The organism is Sedimenticola thiotaurini (genome assembly GCF_001007875.1).
Taxonomy (GTDB): Bacteria; Pseudomonadota; Gammaproteobacteria; order Chromatiales; family Chromatiaceae; genus Sedimenticola; species Sedimenticola thiotaurini.
Map to the genome: position 1 here is coordinate 1,501,852 of NZ_CP011412.1, position 19,026 is coordinate 1,520,877.

At 61.2% G+C, this 19,026-nt stretch carries 19 protein-coding genes; 9 read left to right on the forward strand and 10 right to left on the reverse strand.

Going from position 1 to position 19,026, the window contains the following annotated elements; genetic code table 11:
• Nucleotides 1–46 precede the first annotated feature (46 nt).
• From ppc to nosD, 4 genes are read right to left on the reverse strand one after another with little or no spacing between them, the layout of a single operon-like run.
• A complete protein-coding gene (gene ppc, locus AAY24_RS06770; protein WP_046859043.1) occupies nt 47–2,650 on the reverse strand; it encodes a phosphoenolpyruvate carboxylase in 2,604 nt (867 codons plus the stop codon).
• A 50-nt stretch (nt 2,651–2,700) separates the two neighbouring features.
• On the reverse strand, nt 2,701–3,417 hold the full coding sequence (locus AAY24_RS06775; protein WP_046859044.1) for a tRNA1(Val) (adenine(37)-N6)-methyltransferase: 717 nt from the start codon (nt 3,415–3,417) through the stop codon (nt 2,701–2,703).
• A gap of 7 nt (nt 3,418–3,424) precedes the next feature.
• Nucleotides 3,425–3,952, reverse strand: coding sequence for a HugZ family pyridoxamine 5'-phosphate oxidase (locus AAY24_RS06780; RefSeq protein WP_234422258.1), 528 nt, complete (start codon nt 3,950–3,952; stop codon nt 3,425–3,427).
• Nucleotides 3,953–4,004: 52 nt separating this feature from the next.
• Nucleotides 4,005–5,216 carry a nitrous oxide reductase family maturation protein NosD gene (gene nosD, locus AAY24_RS06785; protein ID WP_052761109.1) on the reverse strand — a complete coding sequence of 404 codons (1,212 nt, stop codon included), beginning with the start codon at nt 5,214–5,216 and terminating at the stop codon, nt 4,005–4,007.
• A 248-nt stretch (nt 5,217–5,464) separates the two neighbouring features.
• On the opposite strand from nosD, the gene AAY24_RS06790 reads away from it, so the two are divergent.
• Entirely contained in the window at nt 5,465–5,929 is a 465-nt protein-coding gene (locus AAY24_RS06790) for a CBS domain-containing protein (RefSeq protein WP_234422259.1), read from the forward strand.
• Here AAY24_RS06790 and AAY24_RS06795 read toward each other — a convergent pair.
• Both AAY24_RS06795 and AAY24_RS06800 read right to left on the reverse strand, forming a co-directional pair.
• The gene (locus AAY24_RS06795; protein WP_046859047.1) at nt 5,914–7,983 is read right to left on the reverse strand and encodes a sensor histidine kinase; all 2,070 of its coding nucleotides are present in this window, start codon (nt 7,981–7,983) and stop codon (nt 5,914–5,916) included. The two genes, AAY24_RS06790 and AAY24_RS06795, sit on opposite strands and share 16 nt — an antisense overlap.
• A 2-nt stretch (nt 7,984–7,985) precedes the next feature.
• Nucleotides 7,986–8,687, reverse strand: coding sequence for a response regulator transcription factor (locus AAY24_RS06800; RefSeq protein WP_046859048.1), 702 nt, complete (start codon nt 8,685–8,687; stop codon nt 7,986–7,988).
• Nucleotides 8,688–8,876: 189 nt separating this feature from the next.
• On the opposite strand from AAY24_RS06800, the gene AAY24_RS06805 reads away from it, so the two are divergent.
• The 3 genes from AAY24_RS06805 to AAY24_RS06815 are packed head-to-tail and all read left to right on the forward strand — an operon-like array spanning nt 8,877 to nt 11,210.
• The gene (locus AAY24_RS06805; RefSeq protein ID WP_046859049.1) at nt 8,877–9,413 is read left to right on the forward strand and encodes a PspA/IM30 family protein; all 537 of its coding nucleotides are present in this window, start codon (nt 8,877–8,879) and stop codon (nt 9,411–9,413) included.
• On the forward strand, nt 9,410–9,982 hold the full coding sequence (locus tag AAY24_RS06810) for a hypothetical protein (protein ID WP_046859050.1): 573 nt from the start codon (nt 9,410–9,412) through the stop codon (nt 9,980–9,982). The genes AAY24_RS06805 and AAY24_RS06810 overlap by 4 nt, the downstream gene beginning before the upstream one ends.
• Before the next feature lie 16 nt (nt 9,983–9,998).
• A complete protein-coding gene (locus tag AAY24_RS06815; RefSeq protein ID WP_046859051.1) occupies nt 9,999–11,210 on the forward strand; it encodes a vWA domain-containing protein in 1,212 nt (403 codons plus the stop codon).
• 54 nt (nt 11,211–11,264) lie between these two features.
• Here the strand turns inward: AAY24_RS06815 and AAY24_RS06820 are convergent, their stop codons facing one another.
• The gene (locus tag AAY24_RS06820; protein WP_046859052.1) at nt 11,265–12,527 is read right to left on the reverse strand and encodes an MFS transporter; all 1,263 of its coding nucleotides are present in this window, start codon (nt 12,525–12,527) and stop codon (nt 11,265–11,267) included.
• Between the two features lie 339 nt (nt 12,528–12,866).
• Here AAY24_RS06820 and AAY24_RS06825 point away from each other — a divergent pair, with 339 nt between their 5' ends.
• From AAY24_RS06825 to AAY24_RS06835, 3 genes are read left to right on the forward strand one after another with little or no spacing between them, the layout of a single operon-like run.
• On the forward strand, nt 12,867–13,892 hold the full coding sequence (locus AAY24_RS06825; protein WP_335337219.1) for a TRAP transporter substrate-binding protein: 1,026 nt from the start codon (nt 12,867–12,869) through the stop codon (nt 13,890–13,892).
• Nucleotides 13,893–13,919: 27 nt separating this feature from the next.
• Nucleotides 13,920–14,432 (forward strand): TRAP transporter small permease, encoded by a 513-nt coding sequence (locus tag AAY24_RS06830; RefSeq protein ID WP_046859054.1) that lies wholly within the window; start codon nt 13,920–13,922, stop codon nt 14,430–14,432.
• Nucleotides 14,429–15,748, forward strand: coding sequence for a TRAP transporter large permease (locus AAY24_RS06835; RefSeq protein WP_046859055.1), 1,320 nt, complete (start codon nt 14,429–14,431; stop codon nt 15,746–15,748). Before AAY24_RS06830 ends, AAY24_RS06835 begins: the two co-directional genes overlap by 4 nt.
• Nucleotides 15,749–15,816: 68 nt before the next feature.
• On the opposite strand, the gene AAY24_RS06840 is transcribed toward AAY24_RS06835, so the two are convergent.
• The 3 genes from AAY24_RS06840 to AAY24_RS06850 all read right to left on the reverse strand — a co-directional run bounded on the left by AAY24_RS06840 (nt 15,817) and on the right by AAY24_RS06850 (nt 17,463).
• Nucleotides 15,817–16,137 (reverse strand): chaperone modulator CbpM, encoded by a 321-nt coding sequence (locus tag AAY24_RS06840; protein WP_046859056.1) that lies wholly within the window; start codon nt 16,135–16,137, stop codon nt 15,817–15,819.
• Nucleotides 16,138–17,094, reverse strand: a complete 957-nt coding sequence (locus AAY24_RS06845; protein ID WP_046859057.1) for a DnaJ C-terminal domain-containing protein — start codon at nt 17,092–17,094, stop codon at nt 16,138–16,140. It abuts the gene before it with no gap.
• 144 nt (nt 17,095–17,238) lie between these two features.
• Complete coding sequence (locus AAY24_RS06850) at nt 17,239–17,463, reverse strand: SHOCT domain-containing protein (protein ID WP_046859058.1); 225 nt, start codon at nt 17,461–17,463, stop codon at nt 17,239–17,241.
• Between the two features lie 309 nt (nt 17,464–17,772).
• On the opposite strand from AAY24_RS06850, the gene AAY24_RS18465 reads away from it, so the two are divergent.
• Both AAY24_RS18465 and AAY24_RS06860 read left to right on the forward strand, forming a co-directional pair.
• Nucleotides 17,773–18,411 (forward strand): transglutaminase-like cysteine peptidase, encoded by a 639-nt coding sequence (locus AAY24_RS18465; protein ID WP_052761110.1) that lies wholly within the window; start codon nt 17,773–17,775, stop codon nt 18,409–18,411.
• 43 nt (nt 18,412–18,454) lie between these two features.
• Nucleotides 18,455–18,823, forward strand: coding sequence for a hypothetical protein (locus AAY24_RS06860; protein ID WP_046859059.1), 369 nt, complete (start codon nt 18,455–18,457; stop codon nt 18,821–18,823).
• Nucleotides 18,824–19,026 lie beyond the last annotated feature (203 nt).

The following is a 19,026-nucleotide window of genomic DNA, read 5'->3' on the forward strand; positions in this document are numbered from 1 at the left end:
CCGCCTGTCGGCGGGCAACCCCCGCCGACAGGCGTAAGCCGCTCCCTCAGCCGGTGTTCTGCATACCGGCCGAAATGCCCGCCATCGTCACCATCAGCGCCTGCTCCAGGCGCTCATTCGGTTGATTCCGGTCCCGGTGAAGCAGCTCCGCCTGCAGATAATGGAGCGGATCGATATAGGGATTGCGCACGTTGATGGAGCGCCGGATCAGGGGAAAATCGGCCAGCAGCTTGCCGGTCTGCTTGATTTTCAACACCATGTCGAAAGTGTCCCTCAGGCGCTCCCGCAGCGTCGCACCCAGCTCCTGCAACTCCGCTGGCACCAACCGGGCGGCATAGTATTCGGCAATGGCCGGATCGCTCTTGGCCAGCACCATCTCCAGCATATCCACATAACTGGTGAAGAAGGGCCAGGCCCCATACATCTCGTGCAGCCGCTGTAACTGACCGGCGGCGATCGCCTGCCCCAGGGCGGCATCGGAGCCCAACCAGGCCGGCAGCATCAGGCGGATCTGGGTCCAGGCGAATACCCAGGGGATGGCCCGCAGGCTCTCGACCCCGCCGTCGGCACGCCGCTTGGCCGGACGTGACCCCAGCGGCAGTTTGCCCAGCTCATGCTCCGGGGTCGAGGCACGGAAGAACGGCACAAAGCGGGGATCGTCCCGCACCACCGCCCGGTAGGCCTGGAAAGCGTCTGCGGCCAGCGACTCCATCATGGCGCGCCACTCCGGCCGGGGGGCCGGTGACGGGCACAGGGTGGCGGCCAGAACGGCGCCACTGTAGCGCTCCAGGTTGCGCTCGGCAATCTCCGGAATACCGAACTTGAAGCGGATCACCTCGCCCTGCTCGGTCACCCGAATGGTGTGGTTCACCGATCCGGGCGGCTGGGCCAGAATGGCCCGATGGGTGGGACCACCGCCCCGCCCCACCGTACCGCCCCGACCGTGGAACAGGGTCAGGTGGACACCCCGGGCCCGGCAGGTGGCGGTCAGCGCCTCCTGGGCCTTGTACTGTCCCCAGACCGCCGCCAGCTGACCGGCATCCTTGGAGGAGTCGGAATAGCCGATCATCACCTCCTGGTGGCCATGGGTATAGTCCCGGTACCAGTCGATGGCGAGCAGCTGATCGACACAGTGGTGCGCCTCCTGCAGATCCACCAGGGTCTCAAACAGGGGCACCACCCGCATGTCATGCCCCACCCCCATCTCCCGCAGCAGCAGGATCACCGACAGCACATCGGAGGGCTGGCTGGCCATGGAGATCACGTAGGAGCCCAGGGCGTCGGGGTCGGCCTCGGCAATCACCCGGCAGGTCTCCAGCACTTCACGGATCTGCTCATCCGGCTCCCAGCCGACCGGTATCAGGGGGCGCTTGCTGCGCAGCTCCTTGAGCAGAAACGCCTGTTTCCGGGCCTCGTCCCACTCCAGGTAAGAGCCCATTTCATAGAACCGGGTCAGGGCATCAAACACCGCTGCGTGGCGGTCGGCATTCTGGCGGATATCGAGCCGTACCAGGGTGACGCCGAAACAGGCGATACGCCGGATAATATCCTCCAGCAGGCCGCCGGCGATAATCTGCATACCGCATTCGATCAGGGAGCGATGGCAGAGCCGCAGCGGCTCCAGCAGATCCTCTGCGGTCATCAGCGCCTCGTTGCTGAACGGCTGCCCGGACAGACCCGCCTGGATCAACTCCTTGGTCTGTCCCAGGCGACGCCGCAAACCGGCCAGCAGATGGCGGTAGGGTTCCGCCGCATCCCCGACCCGCTGCCGCAGTTCCGCATTGCATTCGAACATGGAGAGTTCCGTGCGCAACTGGGTCAGATCCCGGTCATACAGATCCGCCGCCATCCAGCGCGCCAGCATCAGCACCTGGCGGGTCACCTCCGCCGTCACATAGGGATTGCCATCCCGGTCGCCGCCCATCCAGGAGGAGAAACGTACCGGTGAGCAGTCCAGGGGTAGCGGACGATTGAGCACCGCCTGCATGGACTCATCCAGCTGCCGGAGATAGTTGGGCACCGCCTGCCAGAGCGAGCCCTCGATCACGGCAAAACCCCACTTGGCCTCGTCGATCGGGGTCGGGCGCTGCTGGCGGATCTCATTAGTGTGCCAGATCTGGCTGACCAGCTCATTCAGGCGACGCTGGCGGTACTCACCCCGCTCCAGCTGGCGCAGGCAGTCGGTGATGGCGTTGTATTTTTTTATCAGGGTACGGCGATTCACCTCGGTGGGATGGGCGGTCAGCACCAGGTCCACGTCCATACGGTCAATCGCCTGCAGAATCTGCTCATCGGTCAGGCCATCCGCCTGCAACTGCTTGAGCTGGCGGGCGAAAGAGTCCTCCGCGTCCAGCTCGCACACATCCTGATGCAGCCGCACCCGGTGAAACTCTTCGGCGATATTGGCCAGGTTGAGAAACTGGCTGAAAGCGCGGGCCACCGGCAGCATCTCCGCCTCACTGAGACCGGAAAGCTCTTCCAGCAGCGCATCGTGATTCGAGGCCGCATCCAGTCGTCCCGCCTTGGCCAGGTGACGAATACGTTCGATCTTCTGCAGAAATGCCGATCCCAGGTGGTTTTCAATGGTCTGCCCCAGACTTTCACCCAGCATTCGCACATCGTCGCGCAGTGATTCATCCAGTTTGGTCATAGTGTTTACTCCAACAAGGGTCTGGCGGTCAGGTAACACCCGGGGAACAATCAGGTCGGGTCAGCAAATCGCAGCAGAAAGGGGGAGAGGTAGCGGGCACTCTCTCCACTATAAACGCGCGGCGCATTATAGATGACCAGCCGACGACTGACGAACATTTCAGCACGGTATGCAAATGTGAGCGCCGCCACTTTGGCCCGGCTGTGGGGGTGACCGGCAAAATCGACCCGCCCCACCAGGTACAGCCCCAGGGATGCAGCCAGGGCCACAACCCGATCAATCCCGTGCAGGGGAATCAGCAGGTAAAACCGGCCCGCGGGCGCTATCAGCCGGGTTACCAGCCGCAGCAGCTCGTCGTGGGGCAGCTGATCGGCATGCCGGGCCAGGCTGCGCAGAGGGGCGCTGTTTCTGCTGTGCTGCTCGAAAAAGGGCGGATTACAGATAATCAGGTCAAAGCGGCCCTGGCAACATTCAGCATAGGCCTGGATGGATCCGGATACCAGCTCCAGCCGGCCGGCCCAGGGGCTGTGGGAAAAATTGACCGCAGCGTCACGGCACGCTTCGGGCGTCAATTCCACCGCTGTCACATGGCCCGCCCCCAGCTGTGCCAGCATCAGGGACAGCAGTCCGCTGCCGGCACCGATATCCAGCACCCGCTCGCCACCCGCCAGCGGCGCCATGGCACCGAACAGGGTGGCATCGGTGCACACCTTCATGGCGCTCTCCTGCTGCCGTACGCTGAACTGCTGGAAACGGAAGGTCGACACCGGGCACTCAACCGGGGGGTAAAACCGGACTCAGTCGGCCAGCCGGCAGCTCCAGCTGGTAGGTTTTACCGAACCCAACCACGTAGTGGCCCGCCGTCGGGGTCAGCACAAACAGGTGAAAATCCGGCAGACCCTTTAACAGCGCCACCGTGTCACCGAAGCGCTGCTCCAGCCGGGCAAGCATTTCCCCGTAATCGGGATCGCTCCGGGAGAGCTCATCCGCCCGGCACTTGAGCACCAGCCGTTCCCGAGCAAACGGGTTACGGGACTCCGCCTCCGCCCGGATAAACAGGATGGCGGCCCAGCCCTGCTGCTGCAGGTTACGGGTATGTCCGGCCAGTTCGCTGACAAAGATATAGAAACGGCCGGCCTGATCACGCACATAGGGGGCGTAACTGATCTCCGGCTGGCCATCAGCCGTTACCGTGGAGAGCAGCAGGGTCTGGTGGGCTTCGATCAGGGCCTGATAATCCGCCTCGGCCCGCTGCAGATCGGTTGAATCGGGATTGGACATGGACACTCTCAGCCTAGGCAAACAGGTCTCCATGCTGACACGAGCCGGCGTCGAGATAAACCCCGCCTGCGGCTCAGTAGACGCTCGGTTTGGGATCGGAGAGGATCAGGTCAGGCATGGAGAAGGGTGCCAGACGCTCAATAAAATCCACCATCTCCAGTGCCGGCGAGGCCCGGAAAAAGCGCGCCATGGGCCGGTCCATCCAGAGCCGGTCGGAATAGAGAAAGATGTTGTGTGGAGTGTCGCCGATACCGTCCCGGTTGCGGTCGAAGCCCCGGTAGGTATCCCACTGGTTACCCCGCCAATCGTTATCCAGGGCACTGGAGGCGGCACTCACCGCAATGGTGGTGATATTGCCGGTAAAGCGGTTGCCATGGACCACGTGCCCACCCTTTTCGCCATAGAAGTACATGGCCACATCGTTGTAGGCAAAATGGTTGTTCCTGAGATAGATGATATTGCCCGGATCGGTAGGTGAGTTGGCGGTCAGGCCGACGGCACAGCGCACAATATCGTTGGACTCCAGCCGTACCTGGGAGCTCTCTTTCACCGCCAGGGCCGAGCTGGTGATATCCGGCATATTGAGCAGGTGGTTTTCACGGACCACCACGCCATTTGAGTAGACCAGCACGATGCCGGCGATATTGCGCAGCAGGGTATTCCGGGCGATCAGGTTGTCCGGGGAAAAGATCAGCTCCATGCCGATACGGCTGTCTTCAATGGTATTGCCGATAAAGCGGTTATCCGACGCGTTGGCGAACACCACGTCCCTGACCCGGCTGATATGGTTGCCCTGCATGAGATTTTCACGGCTGTACCAGATACGGATGCCCTCGCCACGCAGACTGGGCACTTCGGGACGGGACTCTATCCGGTTGTTGCGCACCACATTGCCATCGGACTGGCGGATATGAATCCCGAACAGGACATTGTCTATGCGATTATCCTCCACCAGCGCCCCGTTCCCCAGCAACAGCAGGGCAGCGTCCACCTGGTCATGGGAGTTGCCGGAGTTGGTCAGGTGCAGTCCGCGCACCGTCACCCCGTCCGCCTCAACTGTCAGTACGGTACCACTGCCCTCGCCATCCACTGTCACCTCGCCCTGGCCGTCGATGGTGATCGGCTGCCGGATCACCGCCGGACCGGCATAGCTTCCGGCCGGCAGAGTCAGCACCCCGCCCGGCGGGGTCAGATCGATAAACAGTTGCAGGGGCGGGAGTGCAAATCCCAAGGCGGGCAGCAGGCAACCAACCAGGACAGAGACCAGCAGAGATAACCGTTTCATGGCGGATGTTTGGCAATAAGCTCCAGTGAGTCGCGCTGACATTGTGAAGGACGCAACAATCGAACCATTGCCGTCCTATTTGACATATCAAGAGTAGGGTTATTGTGGTGCAGCGTCCTTGAGAAAAATCAATTCAATCCGACCAACCGGCAGCGGGCCCGCCCATGTCCCCCTCTCACCGGGATAACCCCTATAACCCGGACGACCACAATTTCCCACGCTTACTATACTCAGGAGAAGATTGAGCGATGAGAGTGAGAGGTGCAGCCATGTTTGTGGAAAATCTGCTGGCGGATAAGGATGACCAGATCTGGTCCATCACGCCGGACGCAACGGTTTATGAAGCACTGGTGCAGATGGATCGGAAGAATATCGGTGCTCTGCTGGTGATTCAGGGGGGAGAGTTGATCGGCATCCTGTCCGAGCGGGACTACGCGCGCAAGATCATTATCAAGGGCAAATCATCCAGAGAGACCCTGGTGAAAGAGGTGATGACCACAGAAGTCTGCTACGTGGGCAGGAAGACGCGCATGGAGGAGTGCCTGGCCATCATGTCGGACAAGCGCATTCGCCACCTGCCGGTCATGGAGGACGACCAGTTGATCGGCCTGGTCAGTATCGGCGACGTGGTCAAGAGCATCATCAATGAGCAGGAGATCGTCATCGATCACCTGTACAACTACATCCACGGGGTCTACTACTCACCGCACTGAGCGCCGGCCGGAACCGGGAAAATAACCCGGAACGCCGCACCGGGCTGCTGGTTGAGTACATCCACCCGACCACCCATGGCAGCGGCCAACTGGCTGACCAGGGCCAGTCCGATCCCGGTACCAACGGTCTCCCGGGTCAGTTCATTTTCAGAGCGATAAAACAGTCGGAAGATCTTTTTCATCTGGTCCCGGGGCACGCCGGGACCAAAATCCCGGACCGTGAACACCACCTGGTTGTGCCGTTCCAGCGCTGCCCCTATCTCGATTCGCTGCACTTCTGCCCGGGCGGAGAACTTCAGCGCATTGTCCACCAGGTTGATCATGATCTGGCTGAAGCTGTCACTGTCCAGCTTCAGCATGTTGTCCCCTACCACCCCGTCGCTGTGGAGCTCCAGCTGAAAACCGGCCCGGGCCACCGGAGCACTGATTTTCGTCCGGATACTCTCCATCAGTTGCGCCACACTGACCGGCTTCAACTCCAGGACCAGGCCGTTGCGGGTCATGCGGGCCAGTTGCAGTACATTATTGATCAGGCGGCTGAGACGTTCACTCTCGTCATAGATGTAGTCGTAATAGGCCCGCTTTTTCTCTTCACTGGCCCAGCCCTCCCGCAACATCTCCCCATACATGCGGATCGAGGTCAGAGGTGTCTTCAGTTCATGGCTGATGGCGGAGACAAAATCCTGTTGCTGCCGCGCCAGCGCGATCTGGCGCAGACCGAGCCGATAGAGCAGATAGAAGCCGCCACACAGCACCAGCAGCAGGATCAGTGCCACCCAGAGGATCAGTCGTCCCCCCGGCCCGGCCGGCAGCTGCCGGATACTGTAGATCAACACCATTTCACTCAGGGGAGCGGCAAGACGCGTGCGGTAGAGCAGCGAACCCGTCACGGCCTGGGCCCGGCTCTGGTAAGCGGCGGCAAGCTGACCACTGAAGGTGCTGAACAGCTCGCCCCGGTAGGCGACGGTCAGCTCACTCATGCCGGACAGGTTGGTCTCCCGGAACAGGTCGCCGATGGCCGCCTGCAGAAACGGTTGCTGCTCGATCAGCAACCCCTGGATAAAGCGTCGCCCATCCCGCCACACCTTGCGAAACAGCACCAGATGGCCACTATCCAGCAGGCTGAACTCAAACGGATCCAGCTCACTCTCAAAGGTGTGGATGCGCAGGCCGGACTGACCGGGTCGGGCAGCCGCCGGATCGCCATCAACTTCCGCCTCGATGGACGTCGGTGCCGGCAGTGCGCTGCGCTCCTTGCGGGCCGTACGCGCCTTGCTCACGGCCACCTTGGGAGCCTCAGGAGCGGCCAGCTGTTCCTCGAATCGGCGGTCGAGCTGCAGATCCTCCACCCGGCTGCGCGGTTGACTGATGCCCGCTTTGTTCGCCGGTTGGACTTTGCGCTGCACCTGGTTCAGGGCATCAAACGCCGCCTGGGGCTGACCGGCACGACCCGCCCGCAGGGCATCGGGTGCGCTGGACAAGCTGCCGGTGGACGGGCGCAGTGAGCTATCATCCGCCGTCCCATGCTCATCTATCGCCGGGGCGGGAGCCACCGCCGCCTGAACCAGCCGGTTCTCACTGAGGATCTGCTGTAACCGGTTGTGCAGTGACTGTCGCTGTGCCAGTTCCGCCGCGGAGATACCGTAGCGGGCCGCCTGATCCGGCGGAGCCGGCAACAGCGGCGTACTGAAACGGCCGGCATCATCCACCTGGAAATAGCCGATCACCCCAGGCAGTGGCGCCTCCACCGGATAGCGGGACAGGGCCGAGCGCTGCACAAATCCCGCCCGGGCCTCCCCCGCCACCACCAGGAAGGCGTAGTCGGTAAAACCGCGCTGCTCTTCGGTTCCGACCAGGCGCATCAGGCGTTCATTGATACGGCTACTCAGCTCCTCCGCCTGCACCCGGTAGAGGTGGAACGCCTCCCACTTGAGCTGGCTGTAGGATTGCTGGATCAGTATGCCGGAGGGGATCAGCAGCGCCAGGAAAAACAGCAGCAGCCAGCGACGCAGCTGTGCGGGACTGAGACCGGCCAATCGGGATCCAGAGCCCATGGCTACTCCACCAGCAACCGGTAACCGGCGCCGCGTACCGTCACCAGGTAACGGGGATTGGTTGCGTCCGGCTCGATCTTGCGCCGCAGCTTGGCGATATGGATATCCACCGTGCGGGTCTCCAGGTCGAGATTCCGGGCATAGCCCCACACCCGGGTCAGCAGTTCATCCCGGGAGACCGGCCGTTCCGCGTTGGCATGCAGATACTGCAGCAGCTCCATCTCCCGGCGGGTAAAGGCGTGCTCCTGATCCCCGCAGCGACCGGACAGATTGCGGCAATCCAGCTCCACGGTGTCACCCAGCCGTATCCGGTTCTCCACCTCACCACTGACCCGTGCCCGGCGCAACACCGCCTGCACACGCAGCACCAGTTGGGCGACCGAAAACGGCTTTGCCACGTAGTCGTCGGCCCCCAGGGAGAGTCCCTGGATCACATCTTCGTCAGCACTCTTGGCGGTCAACATGATGATCGGCTGTTCCCGATCCTGCTCCCTCACCTGGGCACAGATATCGAAACCGTTGACGCCGGGCAGCATCACGTCCAGCAGGAGCAGATCATAGCGTCCACTCAGGGCCAGCCGCAGCCCCTCCCGGCCATCTTCGGCGCACTCCACCTGGTAGCCATGAAACACGAACAGATCCACCAGGCCGGTGCGTATGGCCGGTTCATCTTCCACTATCAACAGACGGATCTTGCGTGACATCGCTTCCCAGACTCTCTGACATACGGTTTCAGACTGCCCAAAAGCCTACCAGTTTGTGTGAACAGCGACATGTAAAACTTTTGTAAACCGGCAGCGGATCATTTTACAAAACCGCTCCTACAAGCGGCCGATGGCCAACCCTAGACTGTATCCATCCCATCACCAGGACCAGTCAACAGGAGGTCATCCATGGCATTGATAAACCGAATATCCCGACTCTTCCGGGCCGACCTGCATGCGGTACTCGACCGTATAGAGGAGCCGGATCTGCTGCTTAAACAGGCGATCCGGGAGATGGAGTCGGCCTACGCCGAGCAGAGCCAACGCAGTCGCCTGCTTAAGCATGAACTGGCGCAGCTGAACAGCCGCCTGCAGGGGTGGCAGGAGAAGCTGGCCGGCATGGATCAGGAGCTGGATATCTGTTTTCAATCAGACCAGGAGTCCCTGGCCAGGCAGCTGATCCGGAAAAAACTGGAGCTGGCACAGTTCGCCGAGCAACAGCAGCGCCGCCGTGACAGCCTGCACCAGACCCTGGCCGAACTGTCCAGGCGTCAGGATGAGAACCGCACCCGACTGGAGAGCCTGCGTCAGAAGGCCCGGTTGCTGGCAAGTGACGCAGCACCGGACAGGGAGCACAACAGCGGAGGCCCCGAACCGATCCGGGTCGAGGAGGCGGACGTGGAGGTCGCCTTTCTGCGGGAGAAACAGCGCAGGAGTCAGTCATGAAACGGCCCACTTTTCTGGAAGGGGTCGGCATCGCCCTGGCCGCCAGCCTGACCGGTTCGATCCTGTTCAGCGCCCTGTCACCGGTGATGCCGGATCTCCCCCTGCTGAAACTGCTGATTGCCGGGCTCGGCCTGGCCTACAGTCTCTACCTGTTCCGACGCAGCAGTGAACGGCTGGGTCGGCTGGTTACCGCCGTTGTCTGGCTGATCTGCGCCATCCTGATCGGCTTGCTGGATCCGCCGCTCACGCTCTATCTGGCGCTGCACATCGGCCTGATCTGGCTGATTCGCTCGCTCTATTTCCACAGCAGTCCGCTCTCTGCCCTGGCGGACCTGGGGCTGAGCGGACTGGGCCTGGCGGCCGCCATCTGGGCGGCCCTGCACACCGGCAGCCTGCTGCTCACCATCTGGTGCTTTTTTCTGTTGCAGGCGCTGTTCAGCGCCATCCCCGCCGATCTGAAAAAAACCACCCGGGACAACCGATCGTCAGGGCACTCAACCGACCGCTTCCAGCAGGCCGAACAGGCCGCCGAGGCCGCTCTGTGTCGCCTGACATCCATGCATCGATAACCAAGGGAACAACATCATGAAAGCAAAAATCATCGCCATTTCGTTATTCACCGCCACCGCAGGCGGTATCGTCCTCTATCCCGCCTACCAGGGCACCGGCGCCGTGGCAGCGCCGATCATCCAGCCGGCTCAGCCGCCGCAAACCGATCCGGCCATCCGGCAGCAGCAGCGCATCGAAGTGGTGTTCGTGCTGGATACCACCGGCAGCATGGGCGGTATGATCCAGGCGGCCAAGGAGAAGATCTGGTCCATCGCCAGCTCCATGGCTTCCGCCGAGTCGGCCCCGGAGATCCGCATGGGCCTGGTGGCCTATCGGGATCGGGGGGACAGCTATATCACCCGGGTACTGGATCTGTCGGATGATCTGGACAGCATGTACGCGGCCCTGATGGAGTTCCAGGCGGCGGGTGGCGGCGACGGCCCGGAGAGTGTCAACCAGGCCCTGAATGATGCGCTCAACCGGATCTCCTGGAGCCAGGATGAGAACAGCTACCGGGTGGTCTTCCTGGTGGGGGATGCACCGCCCCACATGGACTATAACGAAGTGCAATATCCCGCTCTGGTCGGCCAGGCCAGACAGCGGGGCATCCTGATCAATACCATCCAGTGCGGTGAGGACCGCAACACCCGGCAGAGCTGGAGCCGTATCGCCCAACAGGGCGGCGGCCGCTATTTCCAGGTGGAACAAAGCGGCGGCGCCCTGGCCATCACCACCCCCTTCGATGCAGAGATCGCCAGCCTGTCAGAAGCGCTGGACCGGACCCGTATCTACTACGGCAGCGCGGCAGACAAACGGCTCCAGCAGAAGAAGTTGGCCGCCAGCGAGAAACTGCATGCGGACGCGTCGGTGGCCTCCCGCGCCCGCCGCGCCACCTTCAACGCCTCGTCGAGCGGCAAGGCGAACTTTCTCGGCAAGGGTGAACTGGTGGATGATATCGCCAGCGGCCGGGTCGATATCGCCACCATTGAAACGGAAAAACTGCCCGCCCCCATGCAGGCCATGGCGCCGGAGGAGCAGCAGGCGTTGATCGAGGAGCAGGCGGCGACACGTCAGGCACTGCAACAGAAGATCAGCCGACTGGCGGAACAGCGGGCCGACTATATCCGTCAGAAAGTGGCACAGAGCGGCGAAGCGGAGGAGTCTCTGGATTACAAGCTCTACAGCACCATCAGGGAGCAGGCCGTCGAGAAAGGCCTGCACTACCAGGCAGACGCGCCTGCATACTGAAGAGGACGGAAAAAAGGGAAGCGATTGGGGATCGGCCGGCTGGATCGGGCGTCACTACCGTTGCCCTATATCCAGCTCCGTTTCCGATGCTGGTTCCAGGTTCTCGTCCACGTCGGGATGCATCTCCAGTACCACCGGCGTGGTACGTACCAGGGGCACGAACTCGGTCTGCTCCTCCACCGGCGGCGCCGAGCGTCGGGACATGCGGTAGAGTCCGAACAGGGCCAGGGTGCCGGTGGTGGTGGCGGATACCACCGGTAACCCGACCGGCCCGATCAGATCCATGGCGATACCCACCAGTAGCGGCCCGCACAGAGCCCCCACCCCGTAAATCAGCAGCAGGCTGCGGGTCGCCTCCAGCGCCTGCCCCGGTTTCAGGTGATCATAGGAGTAGGCCACGCTGATACCGTACAGCGAGAACATCAGGCCACCATGCAGAAAAGCGGAAACGGTCAATCCCGGGTAGTTTCGTATCACGATCAGTGCCGTGACACCCGCCACCACCGCCGTGCAGAGACTGGTGAGCACCAGCACCAGGCGCCGGTCCAGGCGATCAGAGATATGCCCGATCGGCCACTGCAGAATGGCCCCGCCGAAAATGGTCGCACTCATCAGCATGGCGATCTGCCCATCCCCCAGCGCCAGCCGTTGGCCGAACACCGGCGTCATACCCCAGAAAGCGCCATTCACCAGCCCGGCAGAGAGAGCCCCGATAAATCCAAAAGGGGTGGCCCGCAACAGTTCGGTAAAGCGGGCCGTCACCTCGTTCTCGATGCGGGGTTCATGTACCCGGGTCACGGCCACCGGCACCACGCCCAGGGAGATCAGTATGGCCGCCAGGGCAAACAGAGTCAGTTCCATGGTGTCACCCGCCAGCAGCAGCATCTGACCAAGACCCAGCGCCACCAGGGTGCTCATCATGTAGAGTGAGAAGATGCGACCCCGGGCAGATCCGTCACTCTGCTCATTGAGCCAGCTCTCCACCACCATATAGAGCCCCACCACACAGAGTCCATTGAATACCCGCAACACCAGCCAGACCCAGGGATGCACCAGCAAGCCAAAGGCCAGGCTGGTGGCCGCACCCACAGCGGCAAAAGTGGCGAACGATCGGATATGCCCCACGTTACGGATCACCCGGGGCACCACCAGGGTGCCGATGATGTAGCCGGCGTAGTACCCCCCCATGATGAAGCCGATATCGATATTGCTGAACTGGGCCAGGGTCGCCCGCATACCCAACAGGGTACCCAGCAGCCCGACCCCTACCAGCAGCAGGCCCAGGCCACTTAACAGTATCAGGATTGTGGGTGTCATCAGTAGACCAGTTTGGCAGGCGTATACAGGACAGCATAAGCCAAACAGTACCGGTTGCCTAACCCAAAAACGCTCATCAATGGCCTTGCTGAGCCGGCTGATCGGGGTCGATCCGGCGCTGGTGAGACAACCGGTTGCCCACAGCGACACCGGGCGGCGGCGCTATCCATTTCAAATAGCCGTAATAAGTGCGTATTATTGGGGGTTTTTCGGAAACAGCCACTGAAAAGGCTCCAAATCACAAACTGCAGTAACTGTTTGAAGAGCCCCTATCGGCGCCCCGACTTTCCAGTCAAAACAGCTCCTGCATACCCGACTGCGCAGAGGACACCCATGCGAATGCCTACCAGAAAACTTTTTCAATCTGCGATTCTGGCCCTGCTGCTGCCCGGCTTGTCAGCCGCCGCGGAGGTGGAACTGAAAATCCACCACTTCCTGCCCCCTTCATCCACCGCCCATAGCCAATTCATCCAACCCTGGGCCGACAAGGTGATGAAGGAGTCCAATGGACGCATCGAAATCAAGATCTACCCCGCCATGCAACTGGGAGGCAAGCCGCCACAGCTGTTTGACCAGGCACGGGATGGCGTGGCCGATATTGTCTGGACCGTGCCCGGCTACACCCGCGGTCGCTTCCCCCTGACCGAGGTGTTCGAACTGCCCTTTGTGGCGGGCACCGCCGAGGCCACCAGTCAGGCGGCCTGGGAGTTCTATCAGCAGCACATGCAGGCGGAGTACCGATCGATCCACCCGATCCTGATCCACACCCACGCACCGGGACAGTTCCATATGCGGGACAAGCCGATCCGCACCCTGGAGGATCTGCAGGACAGCAAGGTCCGGGCCCCCACCCGTACCATCAACGAGGCGTTGAAACTACTGGGCGCCACGCCGGTCGGCATGCCGGTTCCGGCGGTTCCCCAGGCCCTCTCCAAGGGCGTGGTGGATGGCACAGTGCTGCCCTATGAAGTGACCCTGCCCCTCAAGGTCCACGAACTGGTCAAATATCACAGTGAATTTGGTGGGGAACAGGGCATCTACACCACCGTGTTCCTGTTCGGCATGAACAAGGCCCGTTACGACAGCCTGCCGGCGGATCTGAAACAGGTCATCGACAACAACTCCGGCCTGGCCCTGGCCAGGCAGATCGGCGCCATCTGGGACCAGGCCGACAACCCGGGCCGGGAGGCCGCCAGGCAGGCCGGCAATCAGTTCAACACCATTGAGGGAGAAGAGTTGGAGCGCTGGAAACAGGCAGCCCAACCGGTGGTGGAGAACTGGATCAAGGCGATGGACAAGCGGGGACTGGATGGTCGACAGCTCTACGAAGAGGCCAAGGCCCTGGTGACCAAGTACAGCCAATAAGTTTCGCTGGCCGCCCGGTTTCCCATCATGACCACCATCACCGATAACAGATCCCGCTCTCCACTGGAAAGGGTGGTATACGGCCTCAGCAACCTGTTCGCCACCGCTGGCGGACTGGTGCTGCTGGGACTGGCCCTGATGACCGTGGCCAGCATTATCGGCCGTTACCTGTTCAGTCTGCCGGTACCGGGGGACTTTGAACTGGTCGAGGTCGGTTGTGCCATCGCCGTATTCGCCTTCCTCCCCTACTGCCAACTGCACAGCGGTAACGTGGTGGTGGATTTTTTCACCCTGCGGGCCCGGGACAGAACCCGCAGCCGTATGGACGCCGTCAGCAGCCTGATCTACGGGCTGATCGCCGGGCTCCTGACCTGGCGCCTGGCACTGGGTGGCTATGACATGTACCAGTACGGTGAACAGACCATGATCCTGGGACTGTCCCGCTGGTGGGGTTTCATCCCTATTGTGGCCTCTCTCGCCCTGCTGACCCTGGTCTGTCTCTACACCGGGGTGCGCCAATGGAGTCATCGTTCCCTATGAGTGGTATGGAAATTGGTGCCCTGATGTTTGCGGTACTGCTGTTACTGATCGCACTGCGCATCTCGATCGGGGTGGCCATGCTGCTGGTGGGCATGGTGGGTTATGTGACGCTGTCCGGCTGGACACCGCTGATCAGCTATCTCAAAACCGCCGCCTACTGGCGTTTCAGCACCTACGATCTCTCCGTGGTTCCGCTGTTTCTGCTCATGGGGCAGTTCGCCAGCAAGGCCGGCCTGAGTCGTGCCCTGTTCCATACCGCCAGTGTCTGGCTGGGACATCGCCGGGGTGGGATCGCCATGGCGGCCATCGGTGGTTGTGCCGGCTTCGGTGCCATCTGCGGCTCATCACTGGCCACCGCCGCCACTATTGGTCAGGTGGCGCTGCCGGAACTGAAACGCCACGGCTACTCCGGCAGTCTGGCGACCGGCGCCCTGGCTGCCGGCGGCACGCTCGGCATCCTGATCCCCCCCTCGGTAATCCTGGTGATCTATGCCATCCTCACCGAGGGCAACATCGCCACCATGTTTCAGGCAGCCTTCATTCCCGGCTTCCTGGCGGCCCTGGGTTACCTGATAGCGGTCTCGGTCTATGTGCGGCTGGTGCCCGACGCGGGCCCCGCCGGTCCCGCCAGCAGTTGGCGGGAGAAACTGGCCAGCCTGGCCGATGTGTGGGCGGTCACCGTGATCTTCCTGATCGTGATCGGCGGCATCTATGGCGGCGCTTTCACACCAACCGAGGGAGCTGCTGTGGGGGCGGTCGCTACCGGTCTGCTGGCATTTTTTCATGGCCATTTGCACTGGGAGGGATTGCGCGAGTGTCTGCTGGGCACCGCCTCTGCCACCGGCATGATCTTCCTGATCGTGTTTGGCGCCGATGTGTTCAACGCTTTTCTGGCCCTGACCCAGATGCCATCGGAGGCCGCCAGCCTGATCAGTGACAGTGGCCTGTCACCCTACCTGGTACTGATCGCCATGCTGGTGCTCTACCTGATTTTCGGCTGCGTCATGGACTCCCTCTCCATGATCCTGCTCACCATTCCGGTGTTCTGGCCGATTCTGATGGGACTCGACTTCGGTATGGATCCGGAGGAGCTGAAGGTCTGGTTCGGCATTATCGCCCTGATCGTGGTGGAAGTGGGGCTGATCACCCCGCCAGTGGGGATGAATGTGTTCATCATCAACAAGATGGCGGACAATGTGCCGATGATCGAGAGTTTCAAAGGGGTCGCCCCCTTCCTGATCTCCGACTTTGTCCGCGTTGTGATCCTGATCCTGTTCCCGTCCATCACCCTGCTGTTGCCGCGCCTGTTCAGCTGAGCCCCTGCCGGGACTGACTCGAGCAGTGGTTCCGGAGCGCTCGGCGTCCGGCGGCTTTCGAGACAGGTTCAGCGCAGCCCCTGCTCCAGTATGGACAGGCGTCGGCGCAGACGGCGCACCTCATCCAACAGCTCCAGGGCCAGAGCGGCACCGGCCAGGTTCACCCCGAGATCCCGTTGCAGCCGCTGCACCTGTTGCACCCGGCTCAGGCAGTCGCCCGGGAAGCGCCAATGCTGCAGATCATCACCATGGGGTTCGATGATCCCCTGCTCCACCAGCTCCACGATCCACTCCGCATGCACCCGGCAGGAACGACTCAGTTCGCCCAGCGTGAGCAGACACTCTTCATTCAGCAACAGGCCGGCCACAATGTCATTTTCCTGTTTCATCTATACCCCCAGTCCGGCACGTGGGTTGAATGCCAGTTCTTGTGCCATTTTACGGTACAGCGCTTGCGCTTTCTCATTGTCCGCCGGCGGCAGGGCGATCTGCAATATGGCGTACAGATCACCAGGATGGCTGGCGGGTATTCCGCGCCCTTTCAGGCGCAGTTTACGCCCGCCGCTTGAACCGGCGGGAATGGTCACATCGATCACCCCGGCCGGCGTCGGCAATTTCACCTTGGCGCCCAGCGCCGCCTCCCAGGGCGACACCGGCAGATCGATATAGAGATCCCGTCCGTCGATCCGGAACAGCCGATGCGGTTTGAACTCGATTTCCAGATAAAGGTCTCCGGCCGGCCCCTGGCCAATGCCGGGAGTTCCCTGGCCGGCCAGACGGATCTGCTGGCCCTGACGGACGCCCTTGGGTATGCGGACATTCAGAGTCCGCTCCCGGGTAACCACATGTCCCCGTGGATCCAGCTCCGGGGTGCGCAGACTGATGCTGCGAACCGCCCCGGTGAAGGCGTCTTCCAGATCAATCAATACCTTGGCGTGATGATCCTGGCCCGATGCATGAAACTCGCCCGCCCCATGATGGGCAGTGTGAAAAGCCGAACTGAAGCCGCGCCCAAACAGGGTCTCGAAGAAGTCGCTGTAATCCGCCGCATCACCACCGGTGAAACCGCCTCCACTGAATTCAAACCCCGCATCCCAGTCCGGCGGCGGCCGGAAATCCTGCCCCGCTTTCCAGTTGGCCCCCAACTGATCGTAGGCGGCCCGCTTCTCCGGGTCCTTGAGCACCTCGTAGGCTTCACCCACCTCCTTGAAGCGGGCCTCGGCATCCGCCTCTTTGCTGACATCCGGATGATACTTTCTCGCCAGCCGACGGTAGGCGCGTTTGATCTCATCCTGAGTCGCGTCCTTTTTGACACCCATGACCGCATAATAGTCTTTGTATTGCATAACTTTTACCTGATTCCGGCGATATTGTTGTGCTACTTAAGATGGGGCTTGGCGGGTGGATTTTCCAGCTGACCGGGCACCCACGGGACCTACATTAACAGTTAACCGGCCAGGTCCGCCTGGAGAGTTGTCAATCGCTGACCCCTAGTGCTGCCGATCATCCTTTGGCAGGGCGGCCATTCTCCTGTCGTACTCTTCAGGGGTTATTTCACCCGCCACCAAGCGACGCCTGAGGGATTTTTCCAGCTGCGCCCGACGCACCGGATTGCGTCCCTTTATCCTGGCCCAGCTGATACCCAACGCGATACTGCCAAGCGCGGTACCCCAGAACACCAGCATTGCCCAAAATCCAAATTCAGAAGTATCCATGCGCCTATCCGGCAGGGTGAAGTGATCTCTTCCGTGCCATGGTCAACCGGACAAAAGAGACTGATTAGGCCATTCTAGTCCAGTCTGCTGCCCGGCTGAACCAGATGAAGACAAAAACTCAACTACCGGATTGCAACGACCCCCGCCACCACTGCCGGCCTTTTCGATTTTTTAACCTGTATTCAGTAAGTTATTGATGCAATCCGGGATAGATAAATAGGCCATCGTCTGATAGCCTTGAGCAGTGGCTCTGCCAGCCCGGGGTATCAACACCACCGGGGAGGCATGGACTTATGGGGTGTCGGACCGATGATCAACCTGTTTCGTTATCTACTGATTGGCCTGGCCGCCCCCGCGCTGCTGAGCGGCTGCGCCACCCATAAAATCCAGCCCCAGAAGATCCAGGCCAAGGTTCACCAGAAACGCCTGCCAGGCGGTCCCGACATCGGGGAACTGGCAGCCATCAATCGCCAATGGAACCGGTTGATCAGGTACAAACCGGACAGCAGGGAGGATCACTGGCAATCACCCGCCGAGACCCTGCAACTGGGAACCGGGGATTGCGAGGATATCAGCATCGCCAAGATGTTGGATCCGGCCATCCACAACACCATCCCGGCAGACCAGCTGCGGTTGAGTTACGTACACACTCCGACAGGCGTACCCCACATGGTACTGATCATCGGGGAGGGGCCGGATTCTCTGGTGCTGGACAATCTGTCTGATGAGATCAAACAGCTCAGCGAATCCGGTTACCGACCTGTCTATCAGTTGGATGCCGCTAGACAGGTCTATCAAAACAACCAGCCGCTGCAAAGCCACCCCAAGTTCGAAAAGTTTGAGATGATCATCTCCCAGCTGAATCCAGGCCGGGACCATCAAATTCCCGGCCGGGGAAGCCGCCAACTTGCCGACTCTTCCACACCCTCCGAGCAGACCGGTTATTAATTCTCATCGACCGGGTATCAGCGGTTGATTACACTGGAACCTGATGAAGATCTTGATACCCCATGTTCCCCCCACCATCACCCGGCAGGCGCTTACCGAGGTGATTCAGGCCGCTTTAAAACCCAGGTGGTACTTTCCTTTCCATAACGGCCCCGCCGTCACCAAATGCAAGCTGGTCCGTATCCTGGACGTGGACAGTGGCGCGATAGAGTTTCATGGGCTGATCGATATCTATCCCGACGATAAGGTGAATAAGACCATCAAACGGCTTAATGGAACCACCATTAACGGATTCCGGCTGTCGGTTCGAAAATGGATCGATCGCCCCCAGGTACCGGACGGGCAGAGCCGTCTCCCGAACGGCCAGAACCGTTGCAAGCGCCGCAGCCACCTGGAGATCTCAATTTCATAAACAGGCTGAGCAGACCGACCCGTATGATTGCTGCCATCGTCGGAACGTTGCCCGATTTCATCCGGATTTCACATTACCTCTTCAGTATCCACCAATCAACCTGTTTCCGGGTTGCTGTGGATCGGCTGCCCCCGACGGATTAGCGCCGGCGCTGCGAGGAAAGTGTTTCGGCAGCCCCGCGTCACTGCTCTCCAGTTTGAGAT

What these genes read in the sequence shown, in the direction of transcription:
- ppc (WP_046859043.1), bottom strand. Translation starts at nt 2,650, where the DNA reads ATGACCAAACTGGATGAATCACTGCGCGACGATGTGCGAATGCTGGGT.
- nosD (WP_052761109.1), bottom strand. Translation starts at nt 5,216, where the DNA reads ATGAAACGGTTATCTCTGCTGGTCTCTGTCCTGGTTGGTTGCCTGCTG.
- AAY24_RS06790 (WP_234422259.1), top strand. Translation starts at nt 5,465, where the DNA reads ATGAGAGTGAGAGGTGCAGCCATGTTTGTGGAAAATCTGCTGGCGGAT.
- AAY24_RS06795 (WP_046859047.1), bottom strand. Translation starts at nt 7,983, where the DNA reads ATGGGCTCTGGATCCCGATTGGCCGGTCTCAGTCCCGCACAGCTGCGT.
- AAY24_RS06800 (WP_046859048.1), bottom strand. Translation starts at nt 8,687, where the DNA reads ATGTCACGCAAGATCCGTCTGTTGATAGTGGAAGATGAACCGGCCATA.
- AAY24_RS06805 (WP_046859049.1), top strand. Translation starts at nt 8,877, where the DNA reads ATGGCATTGATAAACCGAATATCCCGACTCTTCCGGGCCGACCTGCAT.
- AAY24_RS06810 (WP_046859050.1), top strand. Translation starts at nt 9,410, where the DNA reads ATGAAACGGCCCACTTTTCTGGAAGGGGTCGGCATCGCCCTGGCCGCC.
- AAY24_RS06815 (WP_046859051.1), top strand. Translation starts at nt 9,999, where the DNA reads ATGAAAGCAAAAATCATCGCCATTTCGTTATTCACCGCCACCGCAGGC.
- AAY24_RS06820 (WP_046859052.1), bottom strand. Translation starts at nt 12,527, where the DNA reads ATGACACCCACAATCCTGATACTGTTAAGTGGCCTGGGCCTGCTGCTG.
- AAY24_RS06825 (WP_335337219.1), top strand. Translation starts at nt 12,867, where the DNA reads ATGCCTACCAGAAAACTTTTTCAATCTGCGATTCTGGCCCTGCTGCTG.
- AAY24_RS06830 (WP_046859054.1), top strand. Translation starts at nt 13,920, where the DNA reads ATGACCACCATCACCGATAACAGATCCCGCTCTCCACTGGAAAGGGTG.
- AAY24_RS06835 (WP_046859055.1), top strand. Translation starts at nt 14,429, where the DNA reads ATGAGTGGTATGGAAATTGGTGCCCTGATGTTTGCGGTACTGCTGTTA.
- AAY24_RS06840 (WP_046859056.1), bottom strand. Translation starts at nt 16,137, where the DNA reads ATGAAACAGGAAAATGACATTGTGGCCGGCCTGTTGCTGAATGAAGAG.
- AAY24_RS06845 (WP_046859057.1), bottom strand. Translation starts at nt 17,094, where the DNA reads ATGCAATACAAAGACTATTATGCGGTCATGGGTGTCAAAAAGGACGCG.
- AAY24_RS06850 (WP_046859058.1), bottom strand. Translation starts at nt 17,463, where the DNA reads ATGGATACTTCTGAATTTGGATTTTGGGCAATGCTGGTGTTCTGGGGT.
- AAY24_RS18465 (WP_052761110.1), top strand. Translation starts at nt 17,773, where the DNA reads ATGATCAACCTGTTTCGTTATCTACTGATTGGCCTGGCCGCCCCCGCG.
- AAY24_RS06860 (WP_046859059.1), top strand. Translation starts at nt 18,455, where the DNA reads ATGAAGATCTTGATACCCCATGTTCCCCCCACCATCACCCGGCAGGCG.